Origin of the sequence: Pseudomonas sp. KCJK8993, assembly GCF_046230915.1 — a bacterium.
Classification (GTDB): domain Bacteria; phylum Pseudomonadota; class Gammaproteobacteria; order Pseudomonadales; family Pseudomonadaceae; genus Aquipseudomonas; species Aquipseudomonas piscis.
Window position 1 is genome coordinate 1 of sequence record NZ_JBJJLO010000043.1, and the last position, 17925, is coordinate 17925.

Sequence of the window (17925 nt, forward strand, 5' to 3'; positions counted from 1 at the left end):
GTGGCAGGTATTTATCGCGAGCCGCCGCGGTTTGCGTCTATGCTCGCAACATGCTCCCGTTCGCCGATTTGCTCAACCTCCCCCGCCAGCTACGCCAGCCCGAAGTGCGCGATCTGGCCTGGGTGATCCTCGCCCCGCCAATGCTCAGCGCCACGCCCTGGCCCCAACGCCACCCCCTGGCCGGCAGCGACTGGACCCTGGAGCCGCAACGGCTGGCCCACTGGCTACAAGTGCAGGACCAGGACAGCGGCGCACTGCGCCAGTGGCTCAGCCGCAGCCCGACCCGGCGCCTGGGCCTGTACTACGAGCGGCTCTGGCAGTTCGCCGTGCAGCACGCCCCGGGAGTGGAGCTATTGGCGGCCAACCTGCCGATCCGCCGTGACGGCCATACCCTGGGCGAGCTGGACATGCTCCTGCGCGACCGCGACGGGGTGCACCACCTGGAACTGGCGATCAAGCTCTACCTCGGCCCGCAGCAAGGGCCCGGCGGCGATAGCGCGCAATGGCTAGGCCCGGGCTGCCACGACCGCCTGGACCGCAAGCTGGCCCACCTGGCCGCGCACCAGCTGCCGCTTTCGGCCCGGGAAGAAAGCCACGCCACCCTGGCGGCGCTGGAGGTCGGCCAACCCAGCGCCCACCTGTGGCTCGGCGGCTATCTGCTGTATCCCTGGCCGGGCCATGCCGACCCGCCCCTGGGCGCCCATCCGCAGCACTTGCGCGGGCGCTGGCTGCATCAGCGCGACTGGCCGGCGTTCATCGGCAAGAGTCCGCCGGGACGCTGGCAGCCCCTGCCCCGGCATGCCTGGCTGGCCCCGGCGCGCTACCCCGGCGAACACACCTGGAGCGCCGCCCAGTTGCAGCAATGGCTGGCCGAGCTGGATCCCCAAGCTCCGGCGCAACTGCTGGTGCGCCTGCAAGAGAGCGCCGAAGGCGACTGGATCGAGGCCGAGCGCCTGTTCCTGGTAGCCGACCAGTGGCCCGACCTGCCCGCCGTACCCCAGCCCTAGCCCGCCTCAGAGCAACAGGCGCAGGGCCAGCGCCGCCAGGGTCGCCAGCAACACCGGCAGGGTCAGCACGAGCCCGACCCGCAGGTAGTAACCCCAGCCGACATGAATGCCCTTGCGGTCCAGCACATGCAGCCAGAGCAAGGTCGCCAGGCTGCCTATGGGGGTAATCTTGGGCCCCAGGTCGCTGCCGATCACGTTGGCGTAGACCATCGCCTCCCTGACCACGCCCGTGGCCTGGCTGGCGTCGATGGACAAGGCGCCGACCAGCACCGCCGGCAGATTGTTCATCACCGACGACAAGCCGGCTGCCAGCAGCCCGGTGCCCAGCGCCGCACCCCAGACCCCGCCGGCGGCGAAAGCGTCCAGCCAGCCGGCCAGGTGCGCGGTAAGCCCGGCATTGCGCAAGCCATACACCACCAGGTACATGCCCAGGGAGAACAGCACGATCTGCCACGGGGCCTCCTTGAGCACCTTGCGCGTGGAAATCCTCTGGCCCCGGGCAGCCACGCTCAACAACAGGCAGGCGCAGCCCGCTGAAATGGCGCTGATGGGAATGCCCAGGGGTTCCAGGGCGAAGCAGCCCAGCAGCAGGATCGACAGCACCCACCAGCCGGCGAGAAAGGTGCCGCGATCGTGAATGGCGCTTGCCGGGTCGGCCAGTTGCCGGGGGTCATAGGCCTGGGGAATATCCCGGCGAAAAAACCACAGCAACACCACCAGGGTGGCGACGACGCTTACCAGGTTCACCGGCAGCATCACCGCGGCGTAGCGGTTGAAACCGATACCGAAGAAGTCGGCGGAAACGATGTTCACCAGGTTCGACACCACCAGCGGCAGGCTCGCGGTGTCGGCGATGAACCCGGCGCCCATGACGAAGGCCAGGGTGGCTGCCCTGGAAAAGCGCAAGGCCAGGAGCATGGAGATGACGATGGGCGTCAGGATCAGCGCCGCGCCATCGTTGGCGAACAACGCCGAGACCAGTGCCCCGAGCAGTACCATCCAGGCAAACAGCCTCCGGCCCTTGCCCTGCCCCCAGCGCGCCACGTGCAACGCGGCCCAGGCGAAGAAGCCGGCCTCGTCCAGCAACAGGCTGATGATGATCAAGGCGACGAAAGTGCCGGTGGCATTCCAGATGATCTGCCATACCACCGGGATATCGGCGAGCTGCACTGCCCCGCAGAGCAGCGCCAGCAGCGCACCGCCCAGCGCGCTCCAGCCCACGCCCAGCCCCCGGGGCTGCCAGATCACCAGGATGATGGTCAGCAGGAAGATCGCTAGGGCAATCAGCATGTCTTGGCAGGCATCCATGACTCGCGGGCAACGCCCCATGGGTAGGGCTTGAGGAGCGACGGTCCCGCCATTTCGCAAGCCGGGACCGCCGAACTGGAGGGAACTCAGGTGCGCTTCTGTTGCTCGACCCACTGGCCGAAGGCGTTGATGAACCCCTGGAGGAATGGCCGGGTGGCCTCCGCCAGCTTGCCGGACTCATCGAATGCGGAACCGGCGCCGCCCAGGTAGGCCTCGGGCTGCTGCATGCATGGCACATTCAAGAACACCAGGGACTGGCGCAAGTGATGGTTGGCGCCGAAACCGCCGATGGCCCCCGGGGACACACTGATCACCGCTCCCGGCTTGCCGCTCCAGTTGTTCTTGCCGTAGGGGCGCGAACCGACGTCGATGGCATTCTTCAGCACCGCCGGCACCGAGCGGTTGTACTCGGGGGTCACGAACAGCACCGCATCGGCCTCGACGATCCGTTGGCGGAACGCCACGTAGCTGGCCGGGGGAGTCGCCTCGATGTCCTCGTTGTAGAACGGCAAGTCGCCGATCTCGACAATGTTCAGCTGGAGATTGGCCGGGGCCAGCTCAGCCAGGGTCAAGGCAACCTTGCGGTTCAGGGACTGCTTTCTCAAACTGCCGACCAGTACGGCGACCTTGTAGACATTGCTCATTGGAGTTTCCAACCGTTGGCTTGGGGGAAGTGCTAGTTATAGATGAGCCAAGGCGGACTCTGCTACCCCGGCGCCAGGCGCCCTCGAATATTTTTTCCCCTGGGCAAAACTTCCGCCCCGCCAGCTGGGTCTACAACACCGAAATTTGCGTGTTCTATCTCCAGAGGCTCTAAAAAGATGGCAGAAGTACTTGTCGGACAGTTCCATGCAAGAGATGCCGAGGGGCGGGTGTATTCCGTCCACGAATTCCAGGAATCCATGCCAGCGCAAGATGGCGAGGCCAGCGCGGAACCCGTGACCACCTACCGCCTGGCCATCGGTGACCGGGTACGCAAGCTCGACGACAACAACTTCCTGCTGGTGCAACTGGACGTGACCCTGGTACGCGAACCCGACTTCCCCGTGACTCCCTGACCTGCGATCTCCCCTCCTTGCGCGCCGGGCATTCGCCCCGGCCTGCCCCTGCGACAACCGCTACAGATTCCGGGCGCGGACTTGGGGTAGGATTCGACGCTTGCGTCCCTAACCGGCTGGATATGGATTTCAAGCATGCGTTTACGTCATATCGAAGTGATTCAGGCGCTCCTGCAAACCGCTCACCTGGGCACCGCCGCCCAATTGCTGCAGCTATCGGTGGCCGAAGTCGAGGCCCTGCTGCGCGATGCGGAAAGCCAGCTGGGCTTCATGTTGTTCGCCAGTGTGCGCGGACGCTTGCAGGCCACCCGCGAAGCGCGGGAGCTGCAGGGTGCAATCACCCGGGTCTATGACGCCTTCGAACCCGTGCAACGCCTGGCCGACAGCCTGAGGTTCCACCAGGCGCCGCCTCTGCGCATCGTCGGCACCGCCCCCTTGGTCCAGCAATTGGTGCCCCACTGCATCGCCGCCCTGCGCCGGCGCTTCGCCGATACGCCGTGCAGCCTCCTATGCCAGAGCACCCGAGAGATCATCGACAGCCTGCTGTTGCGCCATTGCGACCTGGGCCTGAGCCTGCATGACCCCGAACATCCGGACATCCACAGCCAGGCCCTGGCCCAGGGCAAGCTGTTCCTGCTGGCGCCCCATGGCTGGCTGCAGGCCAAGCAGAAATACGTGTCCCTGCAGGACCTGGCCGGCCAGGCCATGGTGGGCCTGGAGGGACACGACCCGCTGAGCGCGGCCCTGGCCGGCAAGTTGCAGAACCTGCGGCCCAGCCCGGTGATCCAGACCCGGGTCCAGACCTACCAGATGATGCGCAGCCTGGTGGAGGCCGGCGAAGGCCTGGCCATCGTCGACCCGTTCACCGCCGCCGGGGCCCGGGGCTCGGGGCTCGACATCAGCCCCTTGTCGCCACCCGTGGGCGTCACCCTCTACGCCTTGCGCCGCCACGGCAGCGACAGCTCGCCCCTGCTCAATGCCCTGCTGGAGTTGCTGGCCGAGCAAGCCACGGCGTTGCTGGCAGGCTAGGCTGGCTCTTCGGCGAACAGCAGGTACCAGAAGATCGCCGTTTCAGCGGTCTGCGGGTCGATGCCGCGATAGCGCAAGTGATCCACGCCGCCCACCACGTAGCCGCAACGTTCGTACAAGCGGCAGGCACCGAGGTTGTTGTTCTGGGTTTCCAGCATTACCCCCGGCAGGCCCTTGTTGCGGCTCCAGAACTGCGCCACCTCCAGCAGGGCCCTGGCCACCCCATGGCGCCGCGCCGGGGCATGTACCGCCAGTTCATCGATATGGCCATAGCCGTTCCAGTTGGTACTGACCACCACATGCCCCACCGGATGCTCATCCAGGTAGGCCATGAAGACCTCGCTGTCCGGAGCATCGCGGTAGCTGCTGAATTCCTCCGGGTCGATGCCGTAGCACTTGCGATAAGGCGCGACCTGGCGCAACGGCCAACTGGCCACCGCCACACCGCGCTCGGCCTCGGCGTAGGCTTCGACCTGGAAACTGAAGTCGCTGTCGTTGATATAGGCCGCGAAACCGTCATCGGCAACACGGACCGCGAGCCCCTGAGGCGGGCAGATTGCAGGCGGCATGGACACTCTCTCTTCACTCCCGGACGCAATCGACGGTGTACTGCCGTCCGTTGTCCAGGTCCTCATGTTGCAGGCCGTGCACATCGGCGACGAACCCGGGGAAGCGACTGTCGAAATCCCGGGCGAACGCCAGGTAGTCGATGATCGAACGGGTGGACTCGGTAAAGCGCTCGCCGGGCATGATCAATGGGATGCCCGGCGGATAGGGCACCAGCATCACGGCAGCGATGCGCCCCTGCAACTGATCGATCGACACCGCCTCGACATCGCCGCGCACCAGGTGGTCATAGGCATCGGCGGGTTTCATCGCCACCTCCGGCAGCACCGTGTACATGCGCTTGAGGTGCTTGGCGGTGGCATTGCTCCGATAGCAGGCATGCAGTTGGTCGCACAGGTCTTGCAAGCCCATGCCCTGGTAACGCTGCGGGTCCTGGCTGGCGACGCTGGGCAGGCAACTGGCCAGGCTGGCGTTGGCGTCGTAGCTGCGCTTGAACTCCAGCAACTCGGTGAGCAAGGTGCTCCACTTGCCCTTGGTAATGCCCATGGAGAACAGCACCAGGAACGAATACAGGCCGGTCTTCTCCACCACCAGCCCACGCTCCCAGAGGAACTTGCTGACCACCGCCGCCGGAATCCCGTGCTCGCTCAAGGCCCCTCCCGCGGTCAGCCCAGGCATGACCAGGGTCACCTTGATCGGGTCGAGCAACACGTAGTCATCGGTGACACCGGCAAAGCCGTGCCACTCGCCCTCGGGCTCCAGCAGCCAGTCGGCGGTGCATACCTGGTCGATGCCCTCGACCCGCTCCGGTTGCCAGACCGAGAACCACCAGTCATCGGCGGCGATGTTCTGCCGCAGGTTGGCCAGGGCGCGGCGGAAGCTCAGGGCCTCGTCGAACATTTCTTGCAGCAGCGAGCGGCCGGCCGGGCCTTCCATCATGGCCGAGGCCACGTCCAGCGAAGCCATGATGCTGTACTGCGGGGACGTGGAGGTGTGCATCATGAAGGCTTCGTTGAAGCGGTCACGATCCAGTTGCCGGACCCCACCGTCCTGCACATGGATCATCGACGCCTGGCTGAAGGCGGCCAGCAGCTTGTGGGTCGAGTGGGTGGTGAACACCAGCGGGCTATCGGCCGAACGCGAGGTGCCCATGCCGTAGCGCCCAGCGAAAAACTCGTGGAACGCCGCATAGGCGTACCAGGCCTCGTCGAAGTGCAGCACCTCGACGCTGTTGCCCAGGCTCTGCTTGATCAACTCGGCGTTGTAGCACAGGCCGTCGTAGGTGGAGTTGGTGATCACCGCCAGCTTGACCTTGGGCGCCCGGCCACGGGTCAGCGGACTGGCGTCGATCTTGGCCTGGATCGACTCGACGCTGAACTCGCCCAGCGGGATCGGGCCGATGATTCCCAGTTCGTTGCGCTCCGGGCACAGGTACAGTGGGATCGCCCCGGTCATGATGATTGAGTGCAGCACCGATTTGTGGCAGTTGCGATCCACCAGCACCAGGTCATCGCGGCCGACCATGGAATGCCAGACGATCTTGTTGGCCGTGGAGGTGCCATTGATCACGAAGAAGGTGTGGTCGGCACCGAAATTGCGCGCCGCGCGAGCCTCGGCTTCCGCCAGGGGCCCGGTATGGTCGAGCAGCGAGCCCAGCTCCGGCACCGATACCGACAGGTCCGAACGCAGGGTGTTCTCGCCGAAGAACTGGTGGAACGCCTGCCCCACCGCGCTCTTGCGATAGGCCACGCCACCACCGTGACCCGGGGTGTGCCAGGAATAGTTGGAGTCGGCGGTGTGTTGTACCAGGGCCTTGAAGAAGGGTGGCAGCAGGCCATCCAGGTAACCCCGGGCGGCGCGGGCCACTTGCCGGGCCAGGAATGGCACGGTGTCTTCGAACAGGTAGAGGATGCCGCGCAACTGATTGAGTTCGCTCATGGCATCGGCGGGGGCGTTTTCCAGGGTCACCTGCTCGCCCAGGGCGAAGATCGGCAACAGCGGCGCCCGGACCCGGGCCAGGCGAATCAACTCCACCATGTTCTGCAACAGGTGGGTGTTCTCCCCCGCCCCCTCGGCGGCGATCAGCATGCAGGCCAGGCCGTGATGGGTGGAGGCCACCAACCGGCCCTCGGCATAGTCCACTGCGGAAAAGATGCTGAAGCCATCCTTTTCCAGCTCCCGGGCGATGCCCCGCACCCGGTCCCCCGCGACCGTGTCGGCCTTGATATCACGGTGCACGATCAGGATCGGGAACTGCAGGTCTTTATACATGGGGCGACAAGTCCTGAGACGACGGGTAAGCCCCGCCAATGGACTCAGGGTAGAAGCTGCACGGCTGGCGTGTCACCCCGGCTGGGGACACCCTGTAACAAAACGTCGCACTGGAACAACAACCGGCTGGAGCCGCCGCCGGGCCCGAGAGGCTGCGACAGCGGCTACAGGATCAATGCTGGGTGTCGAGCAGTTGAGTCCAGAGCGCCGGGCCGCCAGCGGATTTGGCGATGGCTTCCAGGCGGGCCTGGTGCTCGGCCAGTTCCGCCTCGTTGGCCATGATGATCCGTCCGCGTGGCCGATCGGCCGACAGGCGCCGGATCGCCGAGGCCTGGGCACGACCCTCGCCCGCCCCGCCATCGGCGCCATTGCCGGCCAGGGACAGGCTGGTCTGGCCGCCGGTCATGGTCAGGTAGACGTCGGCGAGGATCTCCGAGTCGAGCAGGGCGCCGTGCAACTCACGGCCGGAGTTGTCGACGCCATAGCGCTTGCACAAGGCGTCGAGGCTGTTGCGTTGGCCCGGGTGCCGCTCGCGGGCCATCAGCAAGGTATCGAGGATGCTGCAGTGCTGGGTGATATCCGCCCGCTCATGCTGGCCCAGCAAGGCGAATTCGTTGTTGATGAAGCCAACGTCGAACGCCGCGTTGTGGATGATCAGCTGTGCGCCCTTGATGAATTCGAAGAACTCATCGGCCACTTCGGCGAAACGCGGCTTGCCCACCAAAAATTCGTTGGTGATGCCATGGACGCCGATGGCGCCCTCGTCGCTCTCGCGATCAGGTTGCAGGTAGACGTGGAAATGACGCCCGGTCAGGCGTCGGCCAATCAACTCGACGCCACCGATTTCAATGATCCGGTGGCCGTCGGTCACCGGCATACCGGTGGTTTCGGTATCGAGGACAATAGATCTGTTGGCCATCAGTGGTCAGTTCTCAATCTGGCAAAGAGCGGGATTTTAGCACGCCCCGCCCGGGGACTGCGCACGGGGGCGGCAAGACCGGCCCAGCGCACATGAATGCATTGAACGGCAGGACGACAGCCATCAGCCCTTGCTGCCACGGACCTCGTCCACGCCACGGTTGGCCAACTGGTCGGCCCGCTCGTTGCCATGGTGGCCGGTATGGCCGCGCACCCATTTCCAGGTGACCTGATGCCGGTTGACCTGCTCGTCCAGCTGTTGCCACAGGTCGGCATTCTTCACTGGCTCCTTGGTAGCGGTCTTCCAGCCGCGCTTCTTCCAGTTGACCATCCACTCGGTGATGCCCTTCATCACGTACTGCGAGTCGGTGATCAGCTGTACGTCGCACTGGCGCTTGAGTTCCTGCAGGCCGCGAATCGCCGCCAGCAGCTCCATGCGGTTGTTGGTGGTATTGGCCTCTCCCCCCCAGAGTTCCTTCTCGACGCCCTTGCACACCAGCAGCGCGCCCCAGCCACCCGGGCCGGGATTGCCCTTGCAGGCACCGTCGGTAAAGATTTCTACGCTATCGCTCATCCACGCCTTCCATCAGAAATTGCCATCGCCCCGCCAGCCACCGCCGACAGGGCCAAGGCCGGGCAAGCCCGGCCGATCTATATAAAGAGAGGGTTGCAGCAGCGGGTCAGGGCTCGCTGTTGCGCCGGTTGACCTTGGCCATGGGCAGCGGCACCAGCTTGCCCACCGGCTCGCGCCGGACCTGGCGTACCGGGCGCAGGCCCACGGCGATCTTGCGCGCCACCAGCAGGTAGAAACCGCCCCCCGATAGCTGCCATTCGCCGGCCCCGCGTTCCCAACCGGCCAGCCGCGCCTGCCATGCTGGCGAAGCAAGCGGCGGACGATAGCACCCGAAGCGCCGTTTCTCCAGCGCGAAGCCCAGCAGGTTGAGCCAGTCGCCGACGCGCGAGGGTGCGATACAACGGGCCTGGCGCAAGCCGTCGTGGGCGAATACCCGGCGCAAGCCCCAGGTGCTCCAGGGATTGATCCCGACGATCAGCAGGTGGCCTCCCGGACGCACGCTGCTGGCCGCCTCGCGCAGCAAGCCATGGGGCGACAGCGAGAAATCCAGGCCATGCTGCAGCACCACTACATCGGCAGCATGTTCGCTCAGGGGCCAGGCCTGCTCCTCGCAGACAATCTCCACCCCCGGCAGCGGCGCTCCCAGGCGAACGTTGCGCTGGACCTGGGGCGCCGGCGGCGGGGTCTGCGCCGAAGGGCCGTAGTGCACCAGGTAACCGCCGAAAAACCGTCCCAGCTCCTCTTCGAGCATGCGCCGCTCTTCATCCAGCAGGAATTGCCCCAGCGGCCCGGACAGCCAGTCCCGGGCCGTGCTGATCAGGGCCAGCCAGTCGGGATCTGCCTGAGCGAAGGCTTTATCGGTCATTGCATTCTCCAACACGCCAGGAAGTTCTAAGATGCGCCATTGTTTTCCCCTTGGCGAATCCGAAGATGATACAGATCAGTGCCCTGCCCGCCTTCACCGACAACTACATCTGGTTGTTACAAGATCATCGCAGCCAACGCTGCGCCGTCGTCGACCCGGGGGATGCGGCACCGGTACTGGCCTGGCTGGAACAACACCCGGACTGGCGCCTGAGCGACATCCTGGCGACCCATCACCACCACGACCACGTCGGCGGCATCGAGCGCTTGAAACAGCATAGCGGCGCCAGGGTCTATGGCCCGGCCCGGGAGAAGATCCCCGCTCGCGATGTGGCCCTGGACGACGAAGACCAGCTCAACATCCTCGGCTGGGACTTCCAGGTCCTGGCGGTGCCCGGCCATACCCTGGGGCACATCGCCTACTACCACCGGGGCCTGCTGTTCTGTGGCGACACCCTGTTCGCCGCCGGTTGCGGTCGCCTGTTCGAGGGCACCGCCGAACAGATGCACCAGTCCCTGGGCCGCCTCGCGGCGCTGCCGGACGACACCCTGGTCTACTGCACCCACGAATACACCTTGGGCAACCTGCGCTTCGCCCAGGCCGTGGAGCCGGACAACCCGGACATCGCCCAGCGCCTGGAGAAGGTAGTGCAAATGCGTGAGCAAGGCGTCATGACCCTGCCATCGACCCTGGCCCTGGAGAGGCTGACCAACCCATTCCTGCGTACGGGTGAAACATCTGTTAAACAAAAAGCAGACGAACGGAACGGCCGGGATACCCCGTCGCAGAGTGCGGTCTTTGCGGCGTTGAGAGCCTGGAAAGATAAATTCTAAGAGACCCCGGCATTGGCATAGAAATTCTGAATGGTTGACCGCTCTTCGGGTGCTTTCTAGAATCGCCCGACATTTTTGCCCGGAACTGACTTCCAGCCAATGTCGTCATTTATTCGTTACGCCATCAGTTCAGACGCATTGACGCGCTTGGCCCAGGCCATCGCGGTAGCTGTGTCGGCGACTCTTGCGGGCTGCCAAAGCACCGGTCACGTCCCGCAGACTGAAGCGACACACACTCCGAATCTCAACGCCCGCATCAAGCAGAAACCCATCTGGCTCGGCAAACAGCCCAGCCCGCAAGTACCCCAGGACGTCTGGGAGCGCATGCGCCAGGGCTTCCAGTTGCAAGAAAACCTGGGCGTCAACCCGCGTATCGAACAACAACGCCTGTGGTTCGCCAGCAATCCGTCCTTCCTGCAGAACGCCAGCGAGCGCGGCAGCCTTTATATCCACTACATCGTCGAGCGTCTTGAAGAGCGCAACATGCCGCTGGAGCTGGCCCTGCTGCCGGTGATCGAAAGTGCCTACAACCCGCTGGCCTATTCCCGAGCCGATGCCGTGGGCCTGTGGCAATTCGTCCCGGCCACCGGCCGCTCCTTCAACCTGCGCCAGACCCGCTTCTACGATGGCCGCCGCGACATCACCGCCTCGACCACCGCGGCCATGGACTACCTGACCCGCCTGCATGACATGTTCAACGGCGACTGGCTGCTGGCCCTGGCGGCCTACAACGCCGGCGAAGGCACCGTGAGCCGGGCCATCGAGCGCAACGAGAAGCTGGGGCTGCCCACCGACTACTGGAACCTGCCGCTGCCATCGGAAACCCAGGCCTACGTGCCCAAGCTGCTGGCCCTGTCCCAGGTGGTGCTGGCCCCCGAGGCCTACGGCATCAACCTCAACCCCATCGCCAACGAGCCCTACTTCCAGGTGGTGGAGATCAACCAGCGCATGGACCTGTCCAAGGTCGCGGCGGTGGCCAACATCGATGAGGACGAGCTATTCCAGCTCAACCCGGCGTTCAAGCAGCGCACCACCATCGACGGTCCGCAACACCTGCTGGTGCCGACCTCCAAGGCTCAGTTGCTGACCACCAGCCTGTCGACCATGAAACCCGAGGAACTGATCAGCAAGCGTTCGCTCAAGGCTGCGTTCGCCAGCGATGAAGGCCGCGACTCGCTGCGCAAGCGGGTCTACCGGGTCAAGCGCGGCGACAACCTGGCGCTGATCGCCAAGGCCAACAAGGTCGGGGTCCAGGACCTGCAGCGCTGGAACAAGCTCAGCGGCAAGAACCTCAAGGTCGGCCAGACCCTGGTCCTGCAGGACGCGCGCCAGGCCGTCGGCAAGAAGACCACCGTGGCCGCTACCGAGAAACGCAAGTCGACCCAGTACAAGGTCAAGCAAGGCGATTCGCTGTACATGGTGGCCAAGCGTTTCAACGTCGAGATGCAGCACCTCAAGCGCTGGAACCCACGGGCCGGCCAGGCCCTCAAGCCGGGCCAGACGCTCACCGTCTACCTGCCGCACTGAGTGCCGACGGGGCCTGCCGGTGCCAGCACCGGCAAGCCCTGCGCCTGAGCTTCCCTGGGCACCCGGCAATACCGACACGCCCCGCTCCGGAGCCATCCGCGCGTCCCGCCAGAACGAGCTTTTTCCTGCCGATACAAGCTGTTACTGTACCGGACACATAGCCCAAGCCGCCTGGATCGGATCTCTGACTCGATGCGTCTCCTGCTCCCGCTCCTCATCAGCCTGGCCTTGAGCTTTCCCGCTAGCGCGACGCTCATCGAGAGTCATGGCTATGCGCAGTTCGGCACGCTCAAGTACCCGGCCCGCTTCACCCACTTCGACTGGGTCAACCCCGCCGCGCCCAAGGGCGGCACCTTGCGGGTCATGGCCTTCGGCACCTTCGACACCCTCAACCCCTACACCTTCAAGGGCACCAGCCCGGTGGCCACGCCGAACTTCCTGCAATACGGGGTCAACGAGCTCAACGAGCCGCTGATGGTGGGCACAGGCCTCTATGCGCCCTCCGGCGACGAACCCACCTCCAGCTACGGCCTGATCGCCCGCTCGGTGGAGTACAGCGAGGATCGCAGCTGGGTGGTGTTCAACTTGCGCCCCGAGGCCCGCTTCCACGACGGCATGCCGATCACCGCCCGGGACGTGGCGTTCTCCTACCGCCTGCTGCTCAAGGAAGGCCATCCGCAATACCGCACCAACCTGCAGGAAGTGCAACGGGTCGACATCCTCGGCCCGCAGCGTATCCGCTTCGTGCTCAAGCGCGCCGGCAACCCGCTGCTGATCCTGCGCCTGGGGGAAATGCCGGTATTGCCCCAGCATTACTGGAAGGACCGCGACTTCAAGGCCACCACCTTCACCCCGCCCCTGGGCAGCGGCCCCTATCGCATCACCCAGGTGCAGCCGGGCCGCCAGCTGGTGTTCGAGCGGGTCAAGGACTATTGGGGCAAGGACTTGCCGGTCAACCGCGGGTTCGCCAACTTCGACCGGGTCGAAGTGGAGTTCTACCGCGACAGCGACGTGGCGTTCGAGGCCTTCAAGGCCGGTGAGTTCGATATCTACATCGAGCACCAGGCCAAGAACTGGGCCAGCGGCTACGACTTCCCGGCGGTACGCCGTGGCGAGGTGATCAAGGCCCAGGTGGCGCACCAGATCCCCACCCAGACCCAGGGCCTGTTCATGAACACCCGGCGCGCGACTTTCGCCGATGCGCGGGTACGTGAGGCCCTGGGCATGATGTTCGACTTCCAGTGGACCAACCGCGCGCTGTTCAGCGGCGCCTACCAGCGCGCCCTGAGCTACTACCCCAATAGCGAGTTCTGCGCCACGGGCGTGCCCCAGGGCCGCGAATGGCTGTTGCTTTCACCCTATCGCGAGCAGTTGCCCGCCAGCCTCTTCACCCAGCCCTTCAGCTTGCCGAGTACCGATGGCCGCGGCATCCCGCGCCAGACCCTGCGCCGGGCCCTTGGCCTGCTGGGCGAGGCGGGCTGGAAGCTCGACGGCCAGCGCCTGCAGAACAGTGCCGGGCAACCGCTGCGGTTCGAACTGATGCTGGTCAACCCCAACCTGGAGCGCATCCTCCAGCCCTACGTGGAGAACCTGGCCAGCATCGGCATCGACGCGCGCCTGCGCACCGTCGACCGCGCGCAATACAAGCAGCGCCTGGACCAGTTCGACTACGACATGATCCTCATGACCCTCAACCAGACCCTGAGCCCGGGCCTGGAGCAATGGCAGTACTTCCACTCCAGCCAGGTAGCGGTCAAGGGCAGCAAGAACTATGCGGGCATCGACAACCCCATCGTCGATCACCTGCTGGAGCAGCTCCTGGCGGCCCAGAGCCGCGACGACCAGCTGGCCGCCGGCCGTGCCCTGGACCGGGTGCTACTGTGGCAGCACTACATGATTCCCAACTGGTACCTCAACTATCACCGCCTGGCCTACCGTAACCGGTTCGCCTTCGTCACCACGCCGCCCTATACCCTGGGTCTCGGCGCCTGGTGGCTGAAGTCCTTGGAGACCACCCAATGATGCCCCTGCGTGCCCTGCTCCTGCGCACCAGCGGCGTGTTGCTCGGCGTCATCGCCTGCTGCGCCCAGGCCACGCCACAACATGCCGTGACCCTCTACGGCGAAGCGCCGAAATACCCGGCGGGTTTCCAGCACTTCGACTTCGTCAAGCCCGACGCCCCCAAGGGCGGGACCTTCCGAATGGCCGGTTTCGGCAGCTTCGACAGCCTCAACCCGTTCATCAGCAAGGGCGTGCCGGAGAGCAACATCGGCCTGGTGTACGACACCCTGATGGCCCAGAGCCTGGACGAACCCTTCACTGAGTACGGCCTGGTGGCCGGGCGGATCGAAAAAGCGCCGGACAACAGCTGGGTACGTTTCTACCTGCGGCCCGAGGCACGCTTCAACGATGGCCACCCGCTGCGCGCCGAGGATGTGGTGTTCAGCTTCCAGACCCTGACCAGCGCCGGCTCGCCGCTGTATCGCGGCTATTACGCCGATGTCGAGCAGGTGATCGCCGAAGACCCGCTGCGGGTCCTGTTCAAGTTCAAGCACAGCAACAACCGCGAGCTGCCGCTGATCCTCGGCCAGCTGACGATCCTGCCCAAGCACTGGTGGGAACACCGCGACTTCGCCAAGAGCAACCTCGAAGTGCCCCTGGGCAGCGGCCCCTACCGGGTGACCGAGGTCAAGGCCGGACGCTCGATCCGCTATGAGCGGGTCAAGGACTACTGGGCCCGCGACCTGCCGGTCAATCGTGGCTTCTACAACTTCGACACCATCACCAGCGACTACTACCGCGACAACACCGTGGCCCTGGAAGCCCTCAAGGCCGGCCAGTTCGACTACTGGCTGGAAATGAGCGCGAAGAACTGGGCCAATGCCTACAACGTCCCGGCCGTGGCCCAGGGCCGGCTGATCAAGGAGCAGATCCCCAACGGCAACCCCACCGGCATGCAGGGTTTCGTCTTCAACACCCGGCGCCCGCTGTTCCAGGACGTGCGGGTGCGCCATGCCCTGAGCCTGCTGCTGGACTTCGAATGGAGCAACAAGCAGCTGTTCAACGGCGCCTATACCCGCACCCGCAGCTACTTCGAGAACTCGGAGATGGCCGCCACCGGCCTGCCAGGCCCGGACGAGCTGGCGATCCTCGAACCTTTGCGCGGGCAGATTCCCGAGCAGGTGTTCACCCAGGCCTTCGCCCCGGCCCTGTGCGACGGCAGTGGCATGATCCGCGCCCAACAGCGCCAGGCCTACCAGCTGCTGCAGGAGGCCGGCTGGCACATCGTCGACGACAAGATGGTGGACGCCCAGGGCAAGCCGGTGGTGCTCGAGTTCCTGCTGGCCCAGACCGAGTTCGAGCGCGTGCTGCTGCCGTTCAAGCGCAACCTCGCCGACCTGGGGATCGACCTGGTGATCCGCCGGGTGGACGTGTCCCAGTACATCACCCGGGTCCGCTCGCGGGACTTCGACATGATCGTCGGCAGCTTCCCGCAGTCCAACTCCCCGGGTAACGAGCAGCGTGAGTTCTGGATGTCCAGCAGCGCCGACAAGCCCGGCAGCCGCAACTACATCGGCCTCAAGGACCCGGCCATCGACCGGTTGGTGGAGAGCCTGATCAACGCCGACTCCCGGGCCAGCCTGGTGGCCCATGCCAAGGCCCTGGACCGGGTCCTGCAATGGGGCTACTACGTGATCCCCAACTGGCACATCAAGACCTGGCGCGTGGCCCACTGGGACCACATCGGCCACCCGCAGGTCGCGCCCAAGTACGACATCGGGGTCAATACCTGGTGGATCAAGCCCGATGCCAAGCCCGCCGTGGAACCGGCGCCGGACAACCAGGCGGCCGCGGCCGAAGCGGTGCAATGAGATGCTGGCCTATATCGTTCGCCGCCTGTTGCTGATCATCCCGACCCTGCTGGGCATCCTGCTGATCAACTTCGTGATCATCCAGGCCGCCCCGGGCGGGCCGGTGGAGCAGATGATCGCCAAGCTCGAAGGCTTCGACGGCGCCACCAGCCGCATCGCCGGCGGTGGCGCCGAGGTCTCGGTGGCCGGATCCAGCTACCGTGGCGCCCAGGGCCTGGACCCGGCGCTGATCAAGGAAATCGAGCACATGTACGGCTTCGACAAGTCGGCGCCGGAACGCCTGTGGATCATGATCAAGAACTACGCCACCCTGGACTTCGGCGACAGTTTCTTCCGCGATGCCAAGGTGGTGGACCTGATCAAGGAAAAGATGCCGGTCTCGATCTCCCTCGGGTTGTGGAGCACCCTGATCATGTACCTGGTGTCGATCCCCCTGGGGATCGCCAAGGCCACCCGCCACGGTAGCCACTTCGACGTCTGGACCAGCTCGGCGATCATCATCGGCTACGCGATTCCGGCATTCCTGTTCGCCATCCTGCTGATCGTGGTGTTCGCCGGTGGCAGCTACCTCAACTGGTTTCCCCTGCGCGGCCTGACCTCCAGCGACTTCGAGCAACTGAGCCTGGGGCGCCAGGTGCTCGACTACTTCTGGCACCTGGCGCTGCCGGTCACGGCCCTGGTGATCGGCCACTTCGCCACCATGACCCTGCTGACCAAGAACAGCTTCCTCGACGAGATCAACAAGCAGTACGTGATCACCGCCAAGGCCAAGGGCCTGACCCAGCGCCGGGTGCTCTATGGCCATGTGTTCCGCAACGCCATGCTGCTGGTGATCGCCGGCTTCCCGTCGGCCTTCATCGGCATCTTCTTCACCGGGTCCTTGCTGGTGGAAGTGATCTTTTCCCTGGACGGCCTGGGCCTGATGAGCTTCGAGGCCGCGATCAACCGCGACTACCCGGTGGTGTTCGGCACGCTGTTCATCTTCACCCTGCTGGGCCTGGTGGTGAAACTGATCGGCGACCTGACCTACACCCTGGTCGACCCACGCATCGACTTCGACAGCCGGGAGCATTGAGATGAACCTGTCCCCCCTCAATCGCCGGCGCTTCGAGCGCTTCAAGGCCAACAAGCGCGGCTGGTGGTCGCTGTGGCTGTTCCTGGTGCTGTTCGTCCTGAGCCTGGGCGCCGAGTTGATCGCCAACGACAAGCCCCTGGTGGTGCATTACGACGGCGGCTGGTATTTCCCGGCGCTCAAGCGCTACCCGGAAACCACCTTCGGCGGCGAATTCCCCCTGGAAGCCAACTACAAGAGCCCGTACATCCGCGAACTGCTGGCGCAGAAGGATGCCTGGGTGCTCTGGGCGCCGATTCCCTTCAGCTACCAGAGCATCAACTACGACCTGCGGGTGCCAGCCCCGGCGCCGCCCTCCAGCGACAACCTGCTGGGCACCGACGACCAGGGCCGCGACGTCCTGGCGCGGATCATCTACGGCTTCCGGGTGTCGGTGCTGTTCGCCCTGACCCTGACCATCCTCAGTTCGATCATCGGCGTCACCGCCGGCGCCCTCCAGGGTTTCTACGGTGGCTGGGTGGACCTGGCGGGCCAGCGCTTCCTGGAGATGTGGTCCGGGCTGCCGGTGCTTTACCTGCTGATCATCCTCGCCAGCTTCGTGCAGCCCAACTTCTGGTGGCTGCTGGGCATCATGCTGCTGTTTTCCTGGATGAGCCTGGTGGACGTGGTGCGCGCCGAATTCCTGCGCGGGCGCAACCTGGAATACGTGCGCGCGGCCCGGGCCCTGGGGATGCAGAACGGCGCCATCATGTTCCGTCACATCCTGCCCAACGCCATGGTCTCGACCATGACCTTCATGCCGTTCATCCTCACCGGCGCCATCGGCACCCTCACCGCCCTGGACTTCCTCGGCTTCGGCCTGCCTCCCGGCGCACCATCCCTGGGCGAGCTGGTGGCCCAGGGCAAGTCCAACCTGCAGGCGCCCTGGCTGGGCATGAGCGCCTTCGCCGTGCTGGCCCTGATGCTCAGCCTGCTGGTGTTCATCGGTGAATCCGCCCGCGATGCCTTCGACCCGAGGAAATGA

General features: G+C 65.2%; 16 protein-coding genes. 9 read left to right on the forward strand and 7 right to left on the reverse strand.

Annotation, left to right across the window (positions count from 1 at the left end):
- Window positions 1-50 precede the first annotated feature (50 nt).
- A complete protein-coding gene (locus ACK6AU_RS15580) occupies window positions 51-1007 on the forward strand; it encodes a DUF1853 family protein (protein ID WP_185701211.1) in 957 nt (318 codons plus the stop codon).
- A 6-nt stretch (window positions 1008-1013) separates the two neighbouring features.
- Here ACK6AU_RS15580 and ACK6AU_RS15585 read toward each other — a convergent pair whose 3' ends face one another.
- Both ACK6AU_RS15585 and ACK6AU_RS15590 read right to left on the reverse strand, forming a co-directional pair.
- Window positions 1014-2297, reverse strand: a complete 1284-nt coding sequence (locus tag ACK6AU_RS15585; RefSeq protein WP_185701212.1) for an arsenic transporter — start codon at window positions 2295-2297, stop codon at window positions 1014-1016.
- A gap of 104 nt (window positions 2298-2401) precedes the next feature.
- A complete protein-coding gene (locus ACK6AU_RS15590) occupies window positions 2402-2959 on the reverse strand; it encodes an NADPH-dependent FMN reductase (protein WP_185701213.1) in 558 nt (185 codons plus the stop codon).
- Between the two features lie 177 nt (window positions 2960-3136).
- Between ACK6AU_RS15590 and ACK6AU_RS15595 the strand changes: the two genes are divergently transcribed.
- The gene (locus ACK6AU_RS15595; protein ID WP_185701214.1) at window positions 3137-3373 is read left to right on the forward strand and encodes a hypothetical protein; all 237 of its coding nucleotides are present in this window, start codon (window positions 3137-3139) and stop codon (window positions 3371-3373) included.
- 135 nt (window positions 3374-3508) lie between these two features.
- Window positions 3509-4402 carry a LysR family transcriptional regulator gene (locus tag ACK6AU_RS15600; protein WP_185701215.1) on the forward strand — a complete coding sequence of 298 codons (894 nt, stop codon included), beginning with the start codon at window positions 3509-3511 and terminating at the stop codon, window positions 4400-4402.
- Here the strand turns inward: ACK6AU_RS15600 and ACK6AU_RS15605 are convergent.
- The 5 genes from ACK6AU_RS15605 to ACK6AU_RS15625 all read right to left on the reverse strand — a co-directional run bounded on the left by ACK6AU_RS15605 (window position 4399) and on the right by ACK6AU_RS15625 (window position 9597).
- Window positions 4399-4971, reverse strand: a complete 573-nt coding sequence (locus ACK6AU_RS15605) for a GNAT family N-acetyltransferase (RefSeq protein WP_185701216.1) — start codon at window positions 4969-4971, stop codon at window positions 4399-4401. The genes ACK6AU_RS15600 and ACK6AU_RS15605 overlap by 4 nt on opposite strands.
- Window positions 4972-4984: 13 nt before the next feature.
- Window positions 4985-7240, reverse strand: coding sequence for an Orn/Lys/Arg decarboxylase N-terminal domain-containing protein (locus tag ACK6AU_RS15610; protein ID WP_409299903.1), 2256 nt, complete (start codon window positions 7238-7240; stop codon window positions 4985-4987).
- Between the two features lie 172 nt (window positions 7241-7412).
- Window positions 7413-8159, reverse strand: a complete 747-nt coding sequence (dnaQ, locus tag ACK6AU_RS15615) for a DNA polymerase III subunit epsilon (protein ID WP_185701218.1) — start codon at window positions 8157-8159, stop codon at window positions 7413-7415.
- Window positions 8160-8282: 123 nt separating this feature from the next.
- Window positions 8283-8732, reverse strand: coding sequence for a ribonuclease HI (gene rnhA, locus ACK6AU_RS15620; protein ID WP_185701219.1), 450 nt, complete (start codon window positions 8730-8732; stop codon window positions 8283-8285).
- 106 nt (window positions 8733-8838) lie between these two features.
- Window positions 8839-9597, reverse strand: a complete 759-nt coding sequence (locus ACK6AU_RS15625; protein WP_409299906.1) for a class I SAM-dependent methyltransferase — start codon at window positions 9595-9597, stop codon at window positions 8839-8841.
- A 65-nt stretch (window positions 9598-9662) separates the two neighbouring features.
- Here ACK6AU_RS15625 and gloB point away from each other — a divergent pair, with 65 nt between their 5' ends.
- From gloB to ACK6AU_RS15655, 6 genes are all read left to right on the forward strand, one after another.
- Complete coding sequence (gene gloB, locus ACK6AU_RS15630) at window positions 9663-10430, forward strand: hydroxyacylglutathione hydrolase (RefSeq protein ID WP_185701221.1); 768 nt, start codon at window positions 9663-9665, stop codon at window positions 10428-10430.
- A 99-nt stretch (window positions 10431-10529) separates the two neighbouring features.
- A complete protein-coding gene (locus ACK6AU_RS15635; protein ID WP_185701222.1) occupies window positions 10530-11957 on the forward strand; it encodes a transglycosylase SLT domain-containing protein in 1428 nt (475 codons plus the stop codon).
- Between the two features lie 192 nt (window positions 11958-12149).
- Window positions 12150-13979, forward strand: coding sequence for an extracellular solute-binding protein (locus ACK6AU_RS15640; RefSeq protein ID WP_409299909.1), 1830 nt, complete (start codon window positions 12150-12152; stop codon window positions 13977-13979).
- Window positions 13976-15829: an extracellular solute-binding protein gene (locus ACK6AU_RS15645; RefSeq protein WP_409299911.1), complete on the forward strand. Its 1854-nt coding sequence runs from the start codon at window positions 13976-13978 to the stop codon at window positions 15827-15829. Before ACK6AU_RS15640 ends, ACK6AU_RS15645 begins: the two co-directional genes overlap by 4 nt.
- Window position 15830: 1 nt before the next feature.
- A complete protein-coding gene (locus ACK6AU_RS15650; protein ID WP_185701225.1) occupies window positions 15831-16904 on the forward strand; it encodes a microcin C ABC transporter permease YejB in 1074 nt (357 codons plus the stop codon).
- A 1-nt stretch (window position 16905) separates the two neighbouring features.
- Window positions 16906-17925, forward strand: a complete 1020-nt coding sequence (locus tag ACK6AU_RS15655; protein ID WP_022639046.1) for an ABC transporter permease — start codon at window positions 16906-16908, stop codon at window positions 17923-17925.

Excerpts from the sequence above, each read along its gene's own strand:
- ACK6AU_RS15635 (WP_185701222.1), top strand. The coding sequence starts at position 10,530 with ATGTCGTCATTTATTCGTTACGCCATCAGTTCAGACGCATTGACGCGC.
- ACK6AU_RS15590 (WP_185701213.1), bottom strand. The coding sequence starts at position 2,959 with ATGAGCAATGTCTACAAGGTCGCCGTACTGGTCGGCAGTTTGAGAAAG.
- ACK6AU_RS15645 (WP_409299911.1), top strand. The coding sequence starts at position 13,976 with ATGATGCCCCTGCGTGCCCTGCTCCTGCGCACCAGCGGCGTGTTGCTC.
- ACK6AU_RS15625 (WP_409299906.1), bottom strand. The coding sequence starts at position 9,597 with ATGACCGATAAAGCCTTCGCTCAGGCAGATCCCGACTGGCTGGCCCTG.
- ACK6AU_RS15610 (WP_409299903.1), bottom strand. The coding sequence starts at position 7,240 with ATGTATAAAGACCTGCAGTTCCCGATCCTGATCGTGCACCGTGATATC.
- ACK6AU_RS15585 (WP_185701212.1), bottom strand. The coding sequence starts at position 2,297 with ATGCTGATTGCCCTAGCGATCTTCCTGCTGACCATCATCCTGGTGATC.
- ACK6AU_RS15655 (WP_022639046.1), top strand. The coding sequence starts at position 16,906 with ATGAACCTGTCCCCCCTCAATCGCCGGCGCTTCGAGCGCTTCAAGGCC.
- ACK6AU_RS15595 (WP_185701214.1), top strand. The coding sequence starts at position 3,137 with ATGGCAGAAGTACTTGTCGGACAGTTCCATGCAAGAGATGCCGAGGGG.
- ACK6AU_RS15650 (WP_185701225.1), top strand. The coding sequence starts at position 15,831 with ATGCTGGCCTATATCGTTCGCCGCCTGTTGCTGATCATCCCGACCCTG.
- gloB (WP_185701221.1), top strand. The coding sequence starts at position 9,663 with ATGATACAGATCAGTGCCCTGCCCGCCTTCACCGACAACTACATCTGG.
- ACK6AU_RS15580 (WP_185701211.1), top strand. The coding sequence starts at position 51 with ATGCTCCCGTTCGCCGATTTGCTCAACCTCCCCCGCCAGCTACGCCAG.
- ACK6AU_RS15600 (WP_185701215.1), top strand. The coding sequence starts at position 3,509 with ATGCGTTTACGTCATATCGAAGTGATTCAGGCGCTCCTGCAAACCGCT.
- rnhA (WP_185701219.1), bottom strand. The coding sequence starts at position 8,732 with ATGAGCGATAGCGTAGAAATCTTTACCGACGGTGCCTGCAAGGGCAAT.
- ACK6AU_RS15605 (WP_185701216.1), bottom strand. The coding sequence starts at position 4,971 with ATGCCGCCTGCAATCTGCCCGCCTCAGGGGCTCGCGGTCCGTGTTGCC.
- ACK6AU_RS15640 (WP_409299909.1), top strand. The coding sequence starts at position 12,150 with ATGCGTCTCCTGCTCCCGCTCCTCATCAGCCTGGCCTTGAGCTTTCCC.
- dnaQ (WP_185701218.1), bottom strand. The coding sequence starts at position 8,159 with ATGGCCAACAGATCTATTGTCCTCGATACCGAAACCACCGGTATGCCG.